This window comes from Rothia sp. (in: high G+C Gram-positive bacteria), assembly GCF_015265375.1.
Taxonomy (GTDB): domain Bacteria; phylum Actinomycetota; class Actinomycetes; order Actinomycetales; family Micrococcaceae; genus Rothia.
Genome location: NZ_JABZXW010000002.1, coordinates 64,700 through 83,584, shown reverse-complemented (window position 1 = coordinate 83,584; position 18,885 = coordinate 64,700). Strand labels below are relative to the sequence as shown.

The window sequence follows — 18,885 nt, the reverse complement described above, 5'->3', positions numbered from 1 at the left end:
CTGGTGTCTGTGGGGGCGGATGAAAATCTACGACGATTGAACGATAACAGCACAAGGCTGTGCGTGAGGAGAACCTAATGTCCCCCAAGAAGACCTCCCTGTACCCGGTTCACGAGAAGCTGGGCGCTTCTTTCACCGACTTTGGTGGCTGGGATATGCCCCTGAAGTACGCTAATGACGTTGCTGAGCACGAGGCTGTCCGTACCCGTGCCGGTATTTTCGACCTGTCCCACATGGGTGAGTTCCGTGTGACCGGTCCGGATGCGGGTGCGTTCCTGGATTACGCTCTGGTGTCGAACATGTCCATCCTGAAGGTTGGTAAGGCGAAGTACTCGATCCTGGTCAACGATAAGGGCGGCGTGATTGATGACCTGATTACTTACCGTCTGGGCGATGAGGAATTCATGGTCGTTCCGAACGCTTCGAACATTGACACTGACTTCGCTGCGATGAGCGAGCGCCTGGGCGATTTCAACGTTGAGTTTGTGAACGAGTCGGATCAGACTTCTCTGGTTGCTGTTCAGGGTCCTCGTGCTGAGGAGATTCTGCTGGCTGCTGGTGTTTCTGATGAAGAGGCTGTGCGCGAGCTGAAGTACTACGCTTCGGTTCCGCTGACTGTTGCTGGCGTTGATGTTCTGCTGGCTCGTACCGGTTACACCGGTGAGGATGGCTTCGAGCTGTTCGTTCCGAATGAGAAGGCTGTTGAGCTGTGGGATAAGCTGGCTGCTGCTGGTGAGCCTTTCGGCATGATTCCTGCGGGTCTGGCTTCTCGTGACTCCCTGCGCCTTGAGGCTGGTATGCCGCTGTACGGTCACGAGCTGGGTCTGGATATCACCCCCTTTGAGTCCGGTCTGGGCCGTCTGGTTGAGATTGCTCTGGAGAAGAAGGCAGCTAACTTCGTGGGTCGTGAGGCTCTGACTGAGCTGGCTAAGAGCGAGTCGAAGCGTATCCTGGTTGGTTTGAAGGCTCAGGCGAAGCGTCCTGCTCGTGCCGGTTCTAAGCTGGTGGATGCTGAGGGTAATGAGATTGGTGAGGTTACCTCCGGTATTCCTTCCCCGACTCTGGGCTTCCCGATTGCTATGGCACTGGTGAACCGTGAGTTCTCTGAGGTTGGTTCTACTGTGGATGTTGATATCCGTGGTAAGCGTGCTCCGTTTGATGTTGTGGCTCTGCCGTTCTACAAGCGTGAGAAGTAAGAGTTTTTCTGCAGGTAATCTGTAGGGCAGAGGCGCCGTGTCCTGTGTGGGCACGGCGCCTTTTCAGCGCTGTAATGCGGGGCTGAGCGGCGGGGGAATGTTGGAAGTGTTCTGAGCCTTAGTTTGTGATGGTTCTGAAGTGCGTTAGGATTAGAGCGGCCAGTCAAGGGTGATTGTCCGCACGTATAGACCGCAGATTGGTGTGTGGTTCCTTTGTTGAGGGGCGCGTATCTTTTGGTGCGGTGCACAGGCATTTTTATTTGAAGGACAGAACGTGGCTATTAACCAGAGCGCACCCAGTAGCGCCCAGAAGAAGGCAGAGGCTCTGCCGTATGACATCAGTGTTTTTGAGATGTTCAGCATTGGTGTGGGTCCTTCGAGTTCGCACACGGTGGGTCCGATGCGCGCTTCGAACCGTTTTGTGGCGGAGCTGATTGACGAGGGTCTGCTGGACCGTGTGACGGGCGTGCATATTGATTTGTATGGTTCGTTGGCGGCTACGGGTGCCGGTCACGGTACGATGAGCGCGGCGTTGAAGGGTCTGTGCGGTTTTGTTCCTGAGACTATCAATATCGCTGAGTCTGAGGCGATGATTGAGCGTAATAGCGTGGACGGTAGGTTGCCGTTGGCTGGTTACCCGTCCTCTGCGTACGGTGTGACTGCTCCCGGTGGTGAGGAGCAGAAGGTGTACGGCCCGGTGGTGAATTACCGTGAGCTGGATATGACTCTGCGCCCTCTGACTGTTTTGCCGCGCCATACGAACGGTATGAAGATTGCGGCGTTTGCGGGTGAGCAGCTGCTGCTAGAGCGTACCTACTATTCGATTGGTGGTGGCTTCATCGTCGAGGGTGATGAGGAGGCGACCGGTGGCGCCTCGCTGATGAACCCTCCGTATCCGTTTGGTTCGGCCGCTGAGCTGTTGGAGATGGCGAACGAGTCTGGACTGTCGATTGCGCAGCTGAAGATGGCGAATGAGTGTTCTCTGCGTTCTGAGCAGGAGGTCCGTGACGGCATCCTGCATATCTACCGTGTGATGAAGGAGTGCATTGGCTCTTCTCTGGCGCGTGTGGGTTATCTGCCTGGTCCGCTGAAGGTACGTTGCCGTGCAGGTGCGTGGCACCGCGATTTGATGGTGGAGGACCCCTCGAAGTCTCCTGAGTTCGCTATTGACTGGGTGAACCTGATTGCTTTGGCGGTCAATGAGGAGAACGCTTTTGGCGGTCGCGTGGTGACTGCTCCGACGAATGGTGCTGCGGGTATTATTCCTGCGGTGCTGCATTACGCGATGAATTACACGCAGGGTATTCGCCATTGCGGTCAGGCTGCTCGTGATCAGGCTGTTGTTGATTTCTTCTTGGCGTCTTCTGCTGTGGGTGTGCTGTATAAGAAGCGTGCCTCGATTTCTGGTGCTGAGGTGGGCTGCCAGGGTGAGGTGGGTAGTGCCTCTTCGATGGCTGCTGCCGGTTTGGCGCAGGTGATGGGTGGTACTCCCGAGCAGGTTGAGAACGCTGCTGAGATTGCGATGGAGCACAACCTGGGTCTGACCTGTGACCCGGTGGGTGGTCTGGTGCAGATTCCGTGTATTGAGCGTAATGCGATGGCGGCGTCGAATGCTGTGACGGCGGCTCGTATGGCGTTGCGTGGTGATGGTACGCACCGTGTGTCGTTGGATCAGGTGATTGAGACGATGCGTCAGACCGGTCTGGATATGTCTCACCGCTATAAGGAGACGTCCATGGGTGGTTTGGCTGTGAATGCGGTGGAATGCTAGGTGCACGCCGTGGCAGGTTTGCACTCCTGATGAGGGTGTGGTAGACAGAAGGGATTTCTTCCTGTATCGTTAGTATTTACGCTTTCCCTAACCTTTGTGCCTTCATATAGCGGTGGGCACGGGCTGAAGGTGACGTTTTTCCGTCCGACTCTATAGCTTCGAGCACCGTTCTATTCGGGGGCTGAGGTTGTCGTGTCGCCGGTAATGTCGCCGGGAGGCTGATTGCTAACAGACATGTCTGTGGAAGGATCCCCATTTTGGTCGCTTCGAGCACCTCTAACCATGACGCCGCTAACGGCGCAGAGAACGTCTCGCGCCGAATTTCATTCGCGAAGATTAACGAACCGCTGAAGGTTCCCAACCTGCTTGCTATCCAGACCGATAGCTTCGACCGCCTCGTGGGTAACGAGCGCTGGGCGGAGCGTCTGGAGAAGGCGCAGGCTGCTGGTGACACTTCTGTCCCCGCTCAGTCCGGTCTGGCTGAGATTTTTGAAGAAATCTCCCCGATTCGTGACTTCCAGGAGACTATGCAGCTCTCCTTCTCTGAGCCTGAGTTTGCTGACCCCAAGTACTCTGTTGAGGAGTGCAAGGACCGCGACGCAACCTACTCGGCTCCGCTGTACATTAAGGCTGAATTCATGAACCTCGCTACCGGCGAGGTCAAGCAGCAGACCCTGTTCATGGGTGACTTCCCCCTGATGACCGAGGCCGGTACCTTCGTTATTAACGGTACTGAGCGTGTGGTCGTTTCCCAGCTGGTGCGTTCCCCCGGTGCTTACTTCGAGAAGGCTCCGGACCGTACCTCCGATAAGGACATTTACTCTGCCCGCGTGATTCCTTCCCGCGGTGCATGGTTCGAGCTGGAGATTGATAAGCGCGACCAGGTTGGCGTGCGTCTGGACCGTAAGCGTAAGCAGTCCGTGACCGTTCTGCTGAAGGCTCTGGGCTGGACCGAGTCCAAGATTCTGGCTGAGTTCGGTCAGTACGACTCCATCCGTGCAACCCTGGAGAAGGACTCCGTCAAGGACCGCGACGAGGCTCTGCTGGACATTTACCGCAAGCTGCGTCCGGGCGAACCCCCGACGGTTGAAGCTGCCCAGGCTCTGCTGGACAACATGTACTTCACCCCGCGCCGCTACGACCTGGCGAAGGTCGGCCGTTACAAGCTGAACCGTAAGCTCGGTGTGGACGTTCCCATGGATTCCCCCGAGGCTTCCGTTCTGAGCCAGGACGACATCGCTCAGATGATTCGTTACCTCTGCGCTCTGCACGCAGGCGAGACCAGCATCCCCGGCGTCCGTGACGGCGAGGAAATCTCCCTCAAGATCGATATCGATGACATCGACCACTTCGGTAACCGTCGTATCCGCACCGTGGGCGAGCTGATTGAGAACCAGATCCGTACCGGTCTGTCCCGTATGGAGCGCGTGGTTCGCGAGCGCATGACCACCCAGGACGTGGACGCTATCACCCCGCAGTCCCTGGTGAACATCCGCCCCGTCGTGGCAGCTATCAAGGAGTTCTTCGGTACTTCTCAGCTGTCCCAGTTCATGGACCAGAACAACCCGCTGGCGGGTCTGACCCACAAGCGTCGTCTGTCCGCTCTGGGCCCGGGCGGTCTGTCTCGTGACCGTGCAGGCATGGAAGTTCGAGACGTGCACCCCTCGCACTACGGTCGTATGTGCCCCATTGAAACCCCTGAAGGCCCGAACATTGGTCTGATTGGTTCGCTGGCAACCTACGGTCGAATCAACTCCTTCGGTTTCATTGAGACCCCCTACCGCGTGGTGACTGACGGCCGCGTGACCGATGAGGTCCGCTACCTGACCGCTGACGACGAGAAGTCTGTCGTTATTGCACAGGCAAACGCACCGCTGAACCCGGACCGTACCTTCGCTGAGAACGAGGTTCTCTGCCGTGCGGGCGATGGTTCTGGCGAAGCTGTTCTGGTCGCTCCCGGTGCCGTTCAGTACATGGACGTCTCCCCGCGCCAGATGGTGTCCGTGGCTACCGCCCTGATTCCTTACCTGGAGCACGACGACGCTAACCGAGCACTGATGGGTGCTAACATGCAGCGTCAGGCTGTGCCCCTGCTGGAGTCCGAGGCTCCCGTGGTTGGTACCGGTATGGAGAAGTACGCAGCACTGGACTCCGGTGACTCCGTGCTCGCAAAGAAGCCCGGTGTGGTTTCCTCCGTGGACGCTAAGACCGTTATCGTCCGTAACGACGACGGCTCTGTCTCCACCTACCCGATCATGAAGTTCTCCCGCTCGAACCCGGGTAACTGCTACAACCAGCGCGTTGTGGTGAAGGAAGGCCAGCGCGTCGAATACCGCGACGTTATCGCTGACGGCCCCTCCACCGACGGCGGCGAGCTGGCACTGGGTAAGAACCTGCTCGTGGCGTACATGCCGTGGGAAGGCCTGAACTACGAGGATGCGATCATCCTCTCCCAGCGCATGGTTTCTGAGGACGTGCTGACCTCGATTCACATTGAGGAGCACGAGATTGACGCCCGCGACACCAAGCTGGGCCCCGAGGAGATTACCCGCGATATTCCGAACGTGTCCGAGGATGTTCTCTCGGCTCTGGACGAGCGCGGCATCATCCACATCGGTGCTGAGGTTGAGGCTGGCGACATCCTCGTCGGTAAGGTTACCCCCAAGGGTGAGACCGAGCTGACCCCCGAGGAGCGCCTGTTGCGCGCAATCTTCGGTGAGAAGTCTCGCGAGGTTCGCGACACCTCCCTGAAGGTTCCTCACGGCGAGTCCGGTACCGTCATCGGTATCCGTATCTTCGACCGCGAGAACAACGATGAGGACGATCTGCCCCCGGGCGTGAACCAGCTGGTCCGCGTGTACGTGGCTCAGAAGCGTAAGATTACCGACGGCGACAAGCTTGCAGGCCGCCACGGTAACAAGGGTGTTATTTCCAAGATCCTGCCGATCGAGGATATGCCCTTCCTGGAAGACGGTACCCCCGTGGACGTCATCCTGAACCCGCTGGGCGTGCCCGGTCGTATGAACATTGGTCAGGTTCTGGAAGTCCACACCGGTTGGCTGGCTAAGCAGGGTTGGAAGATTGAGGGCGAGCCCGAGTGGCTTAAGCACATGCCGAACTTCCCGAAGGAATCCGGCCCGACCCGCCTGGCAACCCCGGTGTTCGACGGTGCCCACGAGGACGAACTGTTCGACCTTATGGACCACTCGAACCCGAACCGCGATGGTGACCGTCTGATCAACCGTTCCGGTAAGGCACGTCTGATTGACGGCCGTTCCGGTGAGCCGTTCCCGGACCCGATTTCGGTTGGTTACCAGTACATCCTGAAGCTGCACCACCTGGTGGATGACAAGATTCACGCTCGTTCCACCGGTCCGTACTCGATGATTACCCAGCAGCCCCTGGGTGGTAAGGCGCAGTTCGGTGGTCAGCGCTTCGGTGAGATGGAAGTGTGGGCGCTGGAAGCATACGGCGCCGCATACACCCTGCAGGAAATCCTGACCGTCAAGTCCGATGACGTGGCGGGCCGTGTGAAGGTTTACGAGGCTATCGTGAAGGGCGAGAACATCCCTGAGCCGGGTATCCCCGAATCCTTCAAGGTTCTTATCAAGGAAATGCAGTCTCTGTGCCTGAACGTCGAGGTGCTCTCCACCGACGGCAAGATTATTGAGATGAGCGACTCGGAGGAAGAAGGCTTCCGGGCAGCAGAAGATATGGGCGTGAGCCTGACCCACGACGAGCCTAGCTCCGTCGACGAGGCATAAGCACCGCCTCCTTCTAGGGTGGGGAGCCCCGCATGCGCTCGCGTGCGTTGTGGGGTTCCCGCCCGCTAACCCAAGTCTTCAGAAACTTACAGAAAGAGATTAGGACCGATATGTCCAACGAATCTTCGCTTGGTTTGATGCGAATTGGCCTCGCCACCGCCGACGACATCCGTCGTTGGTCCTTTGGTGAGGTTAAGAAGCCCGAGACCATCAACTACCGTACCCTGAAGCCCGAGAAGGACGGCCTCTTCGACGAGCGTATCTTCGGCCCCACTAAGGACTGGGAGTGCTACTGCGGTAAGTACAAGCGCGTGCGCTTCAAGGGCATTGTGTGTGAGCGCTGTGGTGTTGAGGTGACCCGCTCTAAGGTACGTCGTGAGCGTATGGGTCACATTGAGCTGGCTGCTCCTGTTACCCACATTTGGTACTTCAAGGGTGTTCCTTCCCGCCTGGGTTACCTGCTGGATCTGGCTCCGAAGGACCTGGAGAAGGTCATTTACTTCGCTGCCTACATGATCACTAAGGTTGACGAGGAGGCTCGTCACGAGGATCTGCCCATGCTGCAGGCTGCTCACGACCGTGAGAAGCAGGAGCTTGAGGCTGCTCTGAACGCTGATGTGAACGCTATCAGCCGTGAGGTTGAGGCTGAGCTGGCTCGTATTGAGGCAGAGGGCGGCAAGGCTGCTGAGAAGCGTAAGCTGCGCGATAACGCTGAGCGTCAGCTCGCGTCGGTGCGTAAGCGCTACGAGCGTGAGGCTGAGCACCTGGATCGCGTGTGGGACCGCTTCAAGAACCTGAAGGTCGCTGACCTTGAGGGTGACGAGGCGCTGTACCGTTCCATGATTGATAAGTACGGCCTGTACTTTGAGGGTGCGATGGGCGCAGAGGCTATTAAGAAGCGTCTGGAGTCCTTCGACCTGGAGGCAGAGGCTGAGGCTCTCAAGGAGATTATTCAGACCGGTAAGGGTCAGAAGAAGACCCGCGCTCTGAAGCGTCTGAAGGTTGTTAACGCCTTCCTGACCACTAACAACTCTCCGCTGGGTATGGTCCTGGATGTCGTTCCGGTTATTCCGCCGGAACTGCGCCCGATGGTTCAGCTGGATGGTGGCCGTTTTGCGACCTCCGACCTGAACGACCTGTACCGTCGTGTGATTAACCGTAACAACCGTTTGAAGCGTCTGCTGGAGCTGGGTGCTCCGGAGATTATCGTGAACAACGAGAAGCGTATGCTGCAGGAAGCTGTGGACTCGCTCTTCGATAACGGTCGTCGCGGTCGCCCGGTGACCGGCCCCGGTAACCGCCCCCTGAAGTCTCTGTCTGACATGCTGAAGGGTAAGCAGGGTCGTTTCCGCCAGAACCTGCTCGGTAAGCGTGTTGACTACTCGGGTCGTTCCGTGATTGTGGTTGGTCCCCAGCTGCAGATGCACCAGTGTGGTCTGCCCAAGCAGATGGCTCTGGAGCTGTTCAAGCCCTTCGTTATGAAGCGTCTGGTGGAGCTGAGCCACGCTCAGAACATTAAGAGCGCTAAGCGTATGGTTGAGCGTTTCCGCCCGCAGGTTTGGGACGTTCTGGAAGAGGTTATTGCTGAGCACCCGGTTTTGCTGAACCGTGCACCTACTCTGCACCGCCTCGGTATTCAGGCGTTTGAGCCGAAGCTGGTTGAGGGTAAGGCTATTCAGCTGCACCCGCTGGTTTGCTCCGCGTTCAACGCTGACTTCGATGGTGACCAGATGGCAGTTCACCTGCCGCTGTCTCCCGAGGCTCAGGCTGAGGCTCGTATCCTCATGCTGTCCTCGAACAACATCCTGAAGCCGTCGGATGGCCGCCCTGTGGCTGTTCCTTCGCAGGATATGATCATTGGTCTGTACCACCTGACTACTCCTCGCGATGGTCAGAAGAACGAGGGTCACGCATTCTCCTCGGTGTCTGAGGCTCTGATGGCGATGGATCGTCACGAGATTGAGCTGTACACCAAGGTGAAGATTCGCCTTGATGGTGACCAGTTTGTTGCTCCTGAGGGTTGGGAAGCTCCCGAGGGTTACAAGCCGGGCGACCCCGTGCTGCTGGACTGCACCGTTGGTCAGGTTCTGTTCAACCAGGCTCTGCCGAAGGATTACCCCTGGTTCTCCGGTGTGGCAGATAAGAAGGGCCTGGGTAGCCTGATTAACGATCTGGCTGAGCGTTACCCGATGGATGTTGTGGCTCGTGCCCTGGACAACCTGAAGAACTCCGGTTTCTACTGGGCTTCCCGTTCGGGCGTGACCGTGGCTGTTTCCGATATTGCTACTCCCGCTGAGAAGCCGGCAATTATGGAACGCTACGAGAAGCAGGCTGCTGCAATTCAGGACGACTTCGAGATCGGTACCATCGATGACGAAGAGCGTCGTCAGGAGCTGATTAAGGTTTGGACCGAGGCTACCGACGTGGTTGCTGAGGCTATGCGTGAGAACTTGAGCTCTCACGGTGGTCTGAACACCATTTACCGTATGGTGACCTCCGGTGCACGTGGTAACTGGATGCAGGTCCGTCAGATTGCGGGTATCCGTGGTCTGGTGTCGAACCCGAAGGGTGAGATTATGCCTCGCCCGATTAAGTCCTCGTACCGTGAGGGCCTGTCGGTTCTGGAGTACTTCATCGCGACCCACGGTGCACGTAAGGGCCTGGCGGATACCGCACTGCGTACCGCTAACTCGGGTTACCTGACTCGTCGTCTGGTGGACGTTTCGCAGGACGTTATCGTTCGCGAGCACGATTGTGGCACTCGCCGCGGTCTGGTTCTGCCTCTGATTGATGAGGACGGCGCTCTGCACCAGGATGTCGAGACTTCGATTCACGGTCGTACCCTTGCGGTTGACGTGAAGGACGAGGCTGGCAACGTTCTGGCTGCTGCTGGTTCCGATGTCTCTGATGAGCTCATTGAGAAGCTCTTCAAGGCAGGCGTGAAGGATGTTCGCGTCCGTTCGGTTCTGACCTGTGAGTCCGCTATTGGTGTGTGTGCACTGTGCTACGGCCGTTCGATGGCTTCGAATGTGCTGGTGGACATTGGTGAGGCTGTTGGTATTATTGCGGCTCAGTCGATTGGTGAGCCCGGTACCCAGCTGACCATGCGTACCTTCCACACCGGTGGTGTGGCTTCGGCTGACGATATTACTCAGGGTCTGCCCCGTATTCAGGAGCTGTTCGAGGCTCGTACCCCCAAGGGTGTTGCCCCGATTTCTGAGGTGTCCGGTCGCGTGACCATTGAGGATACCGAGAAGTCCTACAAGATTGTGGTGACCCCGGACGATGGTTCCGAGCCCCAGTCCTACACTGTTCTGCGTCGTGCAGCTTCTAAGCTGCAGAACGGCGATCACGTTCAGGTTGGCGATCAGCTGGCTACCGGTTCTGTTGATCCGAAGGAGGTTCTGCGTATTCGTGGTCCTCGTGAGGCTCAGAAGCACCTGGTGAGCGAGGTTCAGGGCGTGTACAAGTCGCAGGGTGTGGAAATCCACGACAAGCATGTTGAGGTTATTGTTCGCCAGATGCTGCGTCGCGTGACCGTGATTGAGTCCGGCGATACCGATCTGCTGCCTGGTGAGCTGGTTGATAACATTGCTTTCCAGACTGCTAACCGCAAGGCACTGGTTGAGGGTAAGAAGCCCGCAGCTGGCCGTCCGGAAATGATGGGTATTACCAAGGCTTCGCTGGCTACCGAGTCCTGGCTGTCGGCGGCCTCCTTCCAGGAGACCACCCGCGTCCTGACTCAGGCTGCTATGGAGGCGAAGACTGACCCGCTGCTCGGCCTGAAGGAGAACGTGATCATCGGTAAGCTGGTTCCCGCCGGTACCGGTCTGGCACGTTACAACGATATTGAGGTTGAGCCCAGCGCTCAGGCTACCGCGGAGCGTATGCAGGCTCTGGACACTTTCGGTGGTTACCCGAGCGCATTCCAGATGGATAACGAGGTGTACACTTACGGCAACGGCGGCTTTATGGCTGTTTCGCTGGATGAGTACGGTCGTGGTCTGGACTAAGGCTTCTGCCGTGAGGGGCAGGTTGGAGGTTTAGAGACCCGGCTTGGTCCTTGATAAAGAACGCGGATATTCGAGTTTGTCTCGGGTATCCGCGTTCTTTGTTGTTTAACGAATAGGTGGGGGAGAGGCGACTTTCTTTTAACCGGTACTTTAATATTCTTTATCCTTCAGGGGAAGGTTGCATATTTTTTGCCTAGTGGACGGATTTATTTATGAAAAAATTATTGGAGTGCATGATTTTTCAAACTGGGAAAATTTCTTGAATGGGCAAGAAATTAGATGGCGGTCAAATATTGTGAGACCCCTTGTAATTCGCCCTAATAATGCCATATATAGAATACTTGCTCGTTTTTCTTTGGGTTATATAAAGAATAAATATTCTATATTTGAATAATGCTAATTCAACTTGGAAAGCCCTTTGACTAGGTTCTATTCTTGAAAGCATGCATATCACTCCATTCTCTTCCGGACGGGTTACGAATCAGGGTACCCGACTGTCTTCCGGAGCATCTCGACCTCAGATGTCTGAACAGAATTCCTCCTTGTCTGCAGGGGAGCAAAAGCGCTCCTCTGTTTTTTCGCGTTTTAAGGCACCCACCCACTCTCTTGCTCGCATTGGTGCAGCATGCCTTATTGCGGCGTCCGCAATTCTTCCCGCCGGTCAGGTTGCAACCGCAGCCCCTGCTTCTCAGAGCGCTAGCGCTACCCCCTACCTGGTAGGTGCGGGTGCGGCGGATATTACCGGAGAGCCCGGTGAAGTCGGCTTCATGGGCTACGGCGACTCTTCCCAGAAGGGTAGCGGTGTGCATACTCGTCAGTACGCACGTGCTTTCATTGCGGTGGACCGCGCCTCGGGTAAGCGCAACCTCATCGTTGTGCTTGATACGCTGACCAGTTGGCAGTCGTTGCGTGATGAACTGGTGAAGCGCATCCGTGCAGAGTTTGGCTCCGCGTATGACGAGTCGAACATTATGATTACCGCGACTCACACTCACGCAACTCCGGGTGGTATTACGCACCAGAGTCTGTACAACATTACGACTCTGGGTTTCCATCAGGACACCTTCAACGCCCAGGTGGACGGTTCGCTGAAGGCAATCCGCCAGGCAACCAAGGATTTGGCTCCTGGTAACCTGACGATTTCTTCTTCGAAGCTGACCGGTGTTGGTGCTAACCGTTCCCGTGAGGCGTTTAATCTGGATTCTCCTGAGCTTCGTTCCAAGTTGCCTGGCGGTACCGATCCGACCAATATGACTCTGCGTTTGGAGCGTAACGGCAAGACTCGTGCGGTGCTGAACTGGTACGCGATTCACCCGACGTCTTTGACCTCGAAGAATACTCTGATTTCGAGCGATAACAAGGGGTATGCGGAGTACCTGCTGGAGACTCAGGATCACGGTGTTGACCGCAATGTTCCCGGTAGTGGCGATGGTTTCGTGGCGGCGTTTGCGAATGCTAATGCTGGTGACGTTTCCCCGAATACTTGGTTGAAGCCCGGCCAGGGGCCGACCAATGACCAGTTCAAGAACGTGAAGATTCAGGGTGAGAAGCAGGCTAACGCCGTGCGTTCTCAGCTGAAGAGCTCGGGTACTCCGGTTGGTAAGGGTCTGGATTCGCGCATTTCGTACTTCAACTTCTCGGGTATGAACGTGGATGCCAAGTACACCGGTAGCGGCCAGAATGAGCGCACCTGTCAGGGCTTCCTGGGTACTCCGTTCGGTGCGGGTTCCACTGAGGATGGCGGCGGCGGTTGGGCTGTCTATAAGGAAGGCTCGGGTCGCCCCTCTATTCTGGGTACTTTGGTGTTCACTCCGAGTGCGGCGCAGACGCGTTGTCAGCAGCCGAAGGGCATTCTCTTCTCTGCAAAAAATGGAACGATCATTCAGGAAAAGTATCCGGTGCAGATTATGCGCTTCGGTGACTACTATCTGCTGGGTATGCCCGGCGAGTTTACCGGTGCAGTAGGTGTGCAGTACCGCCAGGATGCTGCCAAGCTCTTCGGCGTTCCTGAATCGCACATCATTCTGCAGGGCTACACCAATGCCTACGACCACTACGTCACGACTCCTGAGGAATACGACTCGCAGCAGTACGAAGGCGGTGCGACCCTCTTTGGCCGTTACACCTCCAGTGCCTTCCGCCAGACTATTAACGTTGTTGGAACTTCCCTGAAGAACGGCACCCCTCTGGGTATCGGTGATCGTCCGAATGATCGTCGCCCGATAGCTAGCCTGCAGGGTAAGGTCGTCTACGACACTCCGATGTTTGGTACGCGCTACGGTCAGGTGACCCAGCAGCCCCAGGATGCTATTGCCGGCCGTCAGGAGGTATCAGCACGTTTTGTGGGTGCGCACCCGAATAACAACATGCATCACGATGGTAGCTACTTCGTGATTGAGCGTCGTGTGGGTAATACCTGGAAGTACTACACCGCGGATAACAACCCGGACACCTTCTTTGAGTGGAAGCGCATTGGCGTGTCTGCGTCTCAGGTGACGGTGCGTTGGAACGTTCCGGCAAATACCCCTAAGGGCCAGTACCGCATCCGTTACTACGGCAATGCCAAGAAGAACTCGAAGACTATTACCCCGTTTGAGGGGCAGACTCGAGTCTTCCAGGTGGTGTAGTTCGGCAGTCGCTACGGTGAACCTATAACTGAATACTCTCTTGCGGGAGGTGGGTGCAGTTTTGCGCTCGCCTCCCGCAGTTGTTGAGGCCGTCAGGAATCATTGAGATGGTTCTTGGCGGCTTTCTGCTTTAAAGTGCGTCAAGAAGGTGGCGAGGGAGGAGTAAATCCCAACAATGTAATTTAAGTGAGGTAAATCATTGGGTTTAACCCCTTGGGCGGGGCATTAAAGCGAAGAATCCCAGATCTGGCGCTAGATTAAGTGGGATTTAACCTGTATAGTCTTATCCGAAGTACTTGAGCTCGGTGCACAAGGATCCACCCCCGGTGGGTTTACGCGGGATTATCCCGAGGGCACGGGCATGATGAATCAATGGCAGTATGGATACCGTCCTTTGGCGTTGCTTTTTGCTGACGCCTAAATGCCATTTTTAAGCGTGCCCAAAAACTTTTTCACCTCTGACGGTGAGGAATTTTAGCCCTGAGAACTCGCCGAGATGTCGAGGAACCTATAGAAACCAACCGGATATGCATCCGAGCGTTTCTGATAACCGAGAGCACCCATCCAACGTGATGGGGGCCAGTAAGTTTATACGGGCTTCTCTAACGAGAAACCTGATCAAGCAACGGAGAAAACGTGCCTACTATTCAGCAGCTGGTCCGCAAGGGCCGGACTCCCAAGGTCGTTAAGACCAAGGCGCCCGCACTGAAGGGCAACCCCATGAAGCGTGGCGTGTGCACCCGTGTGTACACCACCACCCCGAAGAAGCCGAACTCGGCACTGCGTAAGGTCGCTCGTGTCAAGCTCAACGGCGGCGTCGAGGTTACCGCATACATCCCCGGTGAGGGTCACAACCTGCAGGAGCACTCGATCGTGCTCGTTCGCGGTGGTCGTGTGAAGGACCTCCCCGGTGTTCGCTACAAGATCGTTCGTGGCGCTCTGGATACCCAGGGTGTTAAGGGTCGCGGCCAGGCTCGCTCCCGCTACGGCGCTAAGAAGGAGAAGAAGTAATGCCTCGTAAGGGTCCCGCTCCCAAGCGTCCCCTCGTAAACGATCCTGTTTACGGTTCTGCTCTGGTCACTCAGCTGATCAACAAGGTTCTGCTGGACGGCAAGAAGTCCGTCGCAGAGCGCATCGTCTACGGCGCCCTCGAGGGTGTCGAGAAGAAGACCGGTTCTGACCCGGTCGCAACCCTGAAGAAGGCAATGGACAACATCAAGCCTTCTCTCGAGGTTCGCTCCCGCCGCGTTGGCGGTGCAACCTACCAGGTTCCGGTTGAGGTTCGCCCCGGCCGTTCCACCGCTCTGGCTCTTCGCTGGCTCGTTGGCTTCTCGAAGCAGCGCCGCGAGAAGACCATGACTGAGCGTCTGATGAACGAGATCCTGGATGCGTCCAACGGTCTCGGTGCCGCTGTGAAGCGTCGCGAGGACACTCACAAGATGGCCGAGTCCAACAAGGCCTTCGCACACTACCGCTGGTAATTCTCCGTTTAGAGCCTGCCGAGTCGATTCGAGTCGGCAGGCTTTCGGAGTATCTCATTTAGGGAGAATAACGTGGCACTTGACGTGTTCACCGACCTTAACAAGGTCCGCAACATCGGTATTATGGCGCACATCGACGCCGGTAAGACCACCACCACTGAGCGCATTCTGTTCTACACCGGTATTAACCACAAGATTGGTGAGACCCACGACGGCGCTTCCACCATGGACTGGATGGCTCAGGAGCAGGAGCGAGGTATTACCATTACCTCCGCAGCAACCACCTGCTTCTGGAAGGACAACCAGATCAACATCATCGACACCCCCGGTCACGTCGACTTCACCGTTGAGGTTGAGCGCTCCCTGCGCGTCCTCGACGGCGCAGTTGCTGTGTTCGACGGCAAGGAAGGTGTTGAGCCCCAGTCTGAGACCGTTTGGCGCCAGGCTGACAAGTACGATGTCCCCCGTATCTGCTTCGTCAACAAGATGGACAAGATGGGTGCTGACTTCTACTTCACCGTTCAGACCATCATCGACCGTCTGGGTGCACGCCCGCTGGTTGTTCAGCTCCCCATCGGCGCTGAGAGCGACTTCCTCGGTGTTGTTGACCTGCTCGAAATGAAGGCATACGTCTGGCCCGGCGACGCCAAGGGTGACGTGTCCATGGGTGCCTCCTACGAGGTTCAGGACATTCCTGCTGACCTGGTTGAGAAGGCTGAGCAGTACCGCGCTGAGCTGGTTGAGGCTGTTGCTGAGGCTAGCGAAGAGCTCATGGAGAAGTACCTCGAAGAGGGCGAGCTGACCATCCCCGAGATTAAGGCTGGTATCCGTCAGCTGGTTATCTCCGGTGAGGCATTCCCCGTTCTCTGTGGTTCTGCATTCAAGAACCGCGGTGTTCAGCCCATGCTGGACGCTGTGATCGAGTACCTGCCCTCCCCGCTGGACGTTCCGGACGTTGTCGGCTCCAACCCCTCCAACGAGGAAGAGAAGCTGACCCGTAAGGCATCCGCTGAGGAGCCCTTCGCAGCACTGGCGTTCAAGGTTGCAGCTCACCCGTTCTACGGTCAGCTGACCTACACCCGTGTGTACTCCGGTACCGCAGCTCAGGGCCAGCAGGTTCTGAACTCCACCAAGGGTAAGAAGGAGCGCATCGGTAAGCTCTTCCAGATGCACTCCAACAAGGAGAACCCGGTTGAGGAGATCACCGCAGGTCACATTTACGCAGCGATCGGTCTGAAGGACACCACCACTGGTGACACCCTGTGCGACCCCGCACACCCGATCGTTCTCGAGTCGATGACCTTCCCCGACCCCGTGATCTTCGTGGCTATCGAGCCCAAGACCAAGGGTGACCAGGAGAAGATGTCCACCGCTATCCAGAAGCTTTCCGCTGAGGACCCCACCTTCACCGTTTCGCTGAACGAAGAAACCGGTCAGACCGAAATTGGTGGTATGGGTGAGCTGCACCTGGACATCATCGTTGACCGTATGAAGCGTGAGTTCAAGGTTGAGGCTAACGTTGGTAAGCCTCAGGTTGCTTACCGCGAGACCATCAAGAAGGCAGTCGAGAAGGTCGACTACACCCACAAGAAGCAGACCGGTGGTTCCGGTCAGTTCGCAAAGGTGCAGGTCTCCTTCGAGCCCCTGCCCCTGGATGGCGAAGAGCTGTACCTGTTCGAGGACAAGGTCACCGGTGGCCGCGTTCCTCGCGAGTACATCCCCTCGGTCGACGCTGGTATCCAGGACGCTATGAAGTTCGGTGTCCTCGCTGGCTACCCGATGGTGGGCGTGAAGGCAACCCTGATCGACGGTGCTTACCACGACGTCGACTCCTCCGAAATGGCGTTCAAGATCGCTGGTTCGATGGTCTTCAAGGAAGGCGCTAAGCGCGCTAACCCGGTCCTGCTCGAGCCGCTGATGGACGTTGAGGTTCGTACCCCCGAGGAGTACATGGGCGACGTTATCGGCGACCTGAACTCCCGCCGTGGCCAGGTTCGTTCCATGGAGGACGCATCCGGCGTTAAGATCATCAAGGCTATTGTGCCCCTGACCGAAATGTTCGGTTACATTGGCGACCTGCGTGGCAAGACCCAGGGTCGTGCAGTGTTCTCGATGGCATTCGATAGCTACGGCGAGGTTCCCAAGAACGTCGCTGACGAGATCATTCAGAAGAGCCGCGGCGAGTAATTTCCGCGTCTTGTCCGTGGGCCACGGGCCAAAAACCTGTGGCCCACGCCAAAATTTTCAATTAAATCCATTATTGAGAGCATGAACAGTTTCATCTCTGCGGCGTAATCCGCTATTGTAGACGCTAGACCGTTTTATAACGGGATGCGCCGGAGCGAAGATCCGCGTGCATGTTTTCAATCGTTCTAGGAGGAACACTCTTGGCTAAGGCTAAGTTCGAGCGCTCCAAGCCTCACGTTAACGTCGGTACCATTGGTCACGTTGACCACGGTAAGACCACCCTGACCGCAGCAATCTCCAAGGTTCTGGCTGACAAGTACCCGGACCTGAACGAGAAGCGCGACTTCGGTATGATCGACTCCGCTCCCGAGGAGCGCCAGCGCGGTATTACCATTAACATTGCTCACATCGAGTACCAGACCGAGAAGCGCCACTACGCACACGTTGACGCTCCCGGCCACGCTGACTACGTCAAGAACATGATTACCGGTGCGGCTCAGATGGACGGCGCAATCCTCGTGGTTGCAGCTACCGACGGCCCCATGGCACAGACCCGCGAGCACGTTCTGCTCGCTCGCCAGGTTGGCGTCCCCACCCTGCTGGTTGCACTGAACAAGGCAGACATGGTTGACGACGAAGAGCTCCTCGACCTCGTCGAGATGGAGGTCCGTGACCTCCTCTCCTCGCAGGAGTTCGACGGCGACAACGCTCCCGTTGTTCGCGTTTCCGCACTGAAGGCTCTCGAAGGCGACCCCGAGTGGGTTGCTAAGGTCGAGGAGCTCATGGACGCAGTCGACACCTACATTCCGGACCCCGTGCGTGAGAAGGACAAGCCCTTCCTCATGCCCATCGAGGACGTCTTCACCATCACCGGTCGTGGCACCGTTGTTACCGGTCGTGCAGAGCGCGGTACCCTGAAGATCAACTCCGAGGTCGAGATCGTCGGTATCCGCCCGATCCAGAAGACCACCGTTACCGGTATCGAGATGTTCCACAAGCAGCTCGACGAAGCATGGGCAGGCGAGAACTGTGGTCTGCTGCTCCGTGGTCTGAAGCGTGACGATGTCGAGCGTGGTCAGGTTGTCGTGGAGCCGGGCTCCATCACCCCCCACACCGAGTTCGAGGCAAACGTCTACATCCTCTCCAAGGATGAGGGTGGCCGTCACAACCCCTTCTACTCCAACTACCGTCCTCAGTTCTACTTCCGTACCACTGACGTGACCGGCGTTATCACCCTCCCCGAGGGCACCGAGATGGTTATGCCCGGTGACAACACCGAGATGACCGTTACCCTGATCCAGGAAATCGCAATGGAAGAGGGCCTCGGCTTCGCTATCCGTGAGGGTGGCCGCACCGTTGGTTCGGGTCGCGTTACCAAGATCATCAAGTAATTGCCGTAAATTTACGACAATTCGCTAAAGATCTGCCGGAGGGGAGACTCTCCATCAGGTAGCGATACTCAAGGACCCCCGCATCTGCGGGGGTCCTTTTGTTATGCCCTTTGCGGGTTGCTGAAGGCTGCAAAGAGGCAGGTGTATCCCTCTTGCCGGGAGAACCTCCTAACCACGTCCTGGGCGCTATAGACGCCCTTCAACAAGCTCTCAGCGCTTTTGTGCGGCAGAAACCCACGCTAAAAGATAAGGGAGAAGATTGGAGCCTCAGCGGTGAGGAGCCAATGGTGAGGAATCCTCAGAGCGGTAGCAGTATCGCACACCCGTGCCTCAGACCTGTAGCAGGGCATAGGGGAACAGATGCGCTGTCATTGGCTTACCGTTCTTGAATGTCCATACATTTTCAAGGCGCTGGCAAAAGGACGCGAGATAGACGTTGCAGATGCGAATAGGGT

Annotated in this window: 9 protein-coding genes; all 9 read left to right on the top strand. The window is 56.9% G+C overall.

Features of this window, described 5'->3' with window-relative positions; translation table 11 throughout:
* Positions 1 to 77 precede the first annotated feature (77 nt).
* The 9 genes from gcvT (at position 78) to tuf (ending at position 18,430) form a co-directional block, all read left to right on the top strand.
* Entirely contained in the window at positions 78 to 1,196 is a 1,119-nt protein-coding gene (gcvT, locus tag HXO69_RS00895; RefSeq protein WP_070831766.1) for a glycine cleavage system aminomethyltransferase GcvT, read from the top strand.
* Positions 1,197 to 1,470: 274 nt separating this feature from the next.
* The gene (locus HXO69_RS00890) at positions 1,471 to 2,967 is read left to right on the top strand and encodes an L-serine ammonia-lyase (RefSeq protein ID WP_296544732.1); all 1,497 of its coding nucleotides are present in this window, start codon (positions 1,471 to 1,473) and stop codon (positions 2,965 to 2,967) included.
* 257 nt (positions 2,968 to 3,224) lie between these two features.
* Positions 3,225 to 6,731: a DNA-directed RNA polymerase subunit beta gene (rpoB, locus tag HXO69_RS00885; RefSeq protein WP_200962785.1), complete on the top strand. Its 3,507-nt coding sequence runs from the start codon at positions 3,225 to 3,227 to the stop codon at positions 6,729 to 6,731.
* A gap of 110 nt (positions 6,732 to 6,841) precedes the next feature.
* The gene (locus HXO69_RS00880; protein WP_294627903.1) at positions 6,842 to 10,744 is read left to right on the top strand and encodes a DNA-directed RNA polymerase subunit beta'; all 3,903 of its coding nucleotides are present in this window, start codon (positions 6,842 to 6,844) and stop codon (positions 10,742 to 10,744) included.
* 521 nt (positions 10,745 to 11,265) lie between these two features.
* On the top strand, positions 11,266 to 13,371 hold the full coding sequence (locus HXO69_RS00875) for a neutral/alkaline non-lysosomal ceramidase N-terminal domain-containing protein (RefSeq protein WP_296544731.1): 2,106 nt from the start codon (positions 11,266 to 11,268) through the stop codon (positions 13,369 to 13,371).
* A gap of 636 nt (positions 13,372 to 14,007) precedes the next feature.
* Positions 14,008 to 14,382 (top strand): 30S ribosomal protein S12, encoded by a 375-nt coding sequence (gene rpsL / locus HXO69_RS00870; protein ID WP_005504939.1) that lies wholly within the window; start codon positions 14,008 to 14,010, stop codon positions 14,380 to 14,382.
* Positions 14,382 to 14,852 (top strand): 30S ribosomal protein S7, encoded by a 471-nt coding sequence (gene rpsG / locus HXO69_RS00865; RefSeq protein ID WP_005504941.1) that lies wholly within the window; start codon positions 14,382 to 14,384, stop codon positions 14,850 to 14,852. Before rpsL ends, rpsG begins: the two co-directional genes overlap by 1 nt.
* 72 nt (positions 14,853 to 14,924) lie before the next feature.
* Positions 14,925 to 17,039 carry an elongation factor G gene (fusA, locus tag HXO69_RS00860; RefSeq protein ID WP_296544729.1) on the top strand — a complete coding sequence of 705 codons (2,115 nt, stop codon included), beginning with the start codon at positions 14,925 to 14,927 and terminating at the stop codon, positions 17,037 to 17,039.
* 200 nt (positions 17,040 to 17,239) lie between these two features.
* Positions 17,240 to 18,430, top strand: a complete 1,191-nt coding sequence (tuf, locus tag HXO69_RS00855) for an elongation factor Tu (protein ID WP_005504946.1) — start codon at positions 17,240 to 17,242, stop codon at positions 18,428 to 18,430.
* Positions 18,431 to 18,885 lie beyond the last annotated feature (455 nt).

Bases quoted from the DNA above. Each gene is read 5' to 3' on its own strand.
- HXO69_RS00875 (WP_296544731.1), top strand. From the start codon at position 11,266: ATGTCTGAACAGAATTCCTCCTTGTCTGCAGGGGAGCAAAAGCGCTCC.
- HXO69_RS00880 (WP_294627903.1), top strand. From the start codon at position 6,842: ATGTCCAACGAATCTTCGCTTGGTTTGATGCGAATTGGCCTCGCCACC.
- gcvT (WP_070831766.1), top strand. From the start codon at position 78: ATGTCCCCCAAGAAGACCTCCCTGTACCCGGTTCACGAGAAGCTGGGC.
- rpsG (WP_005504941.1), top strand. From the start codon at position 14,382: ATGCCTCGTAAGGGTCCCGCTCCCAAGCGTCCCCTCGTAAACGATCCT.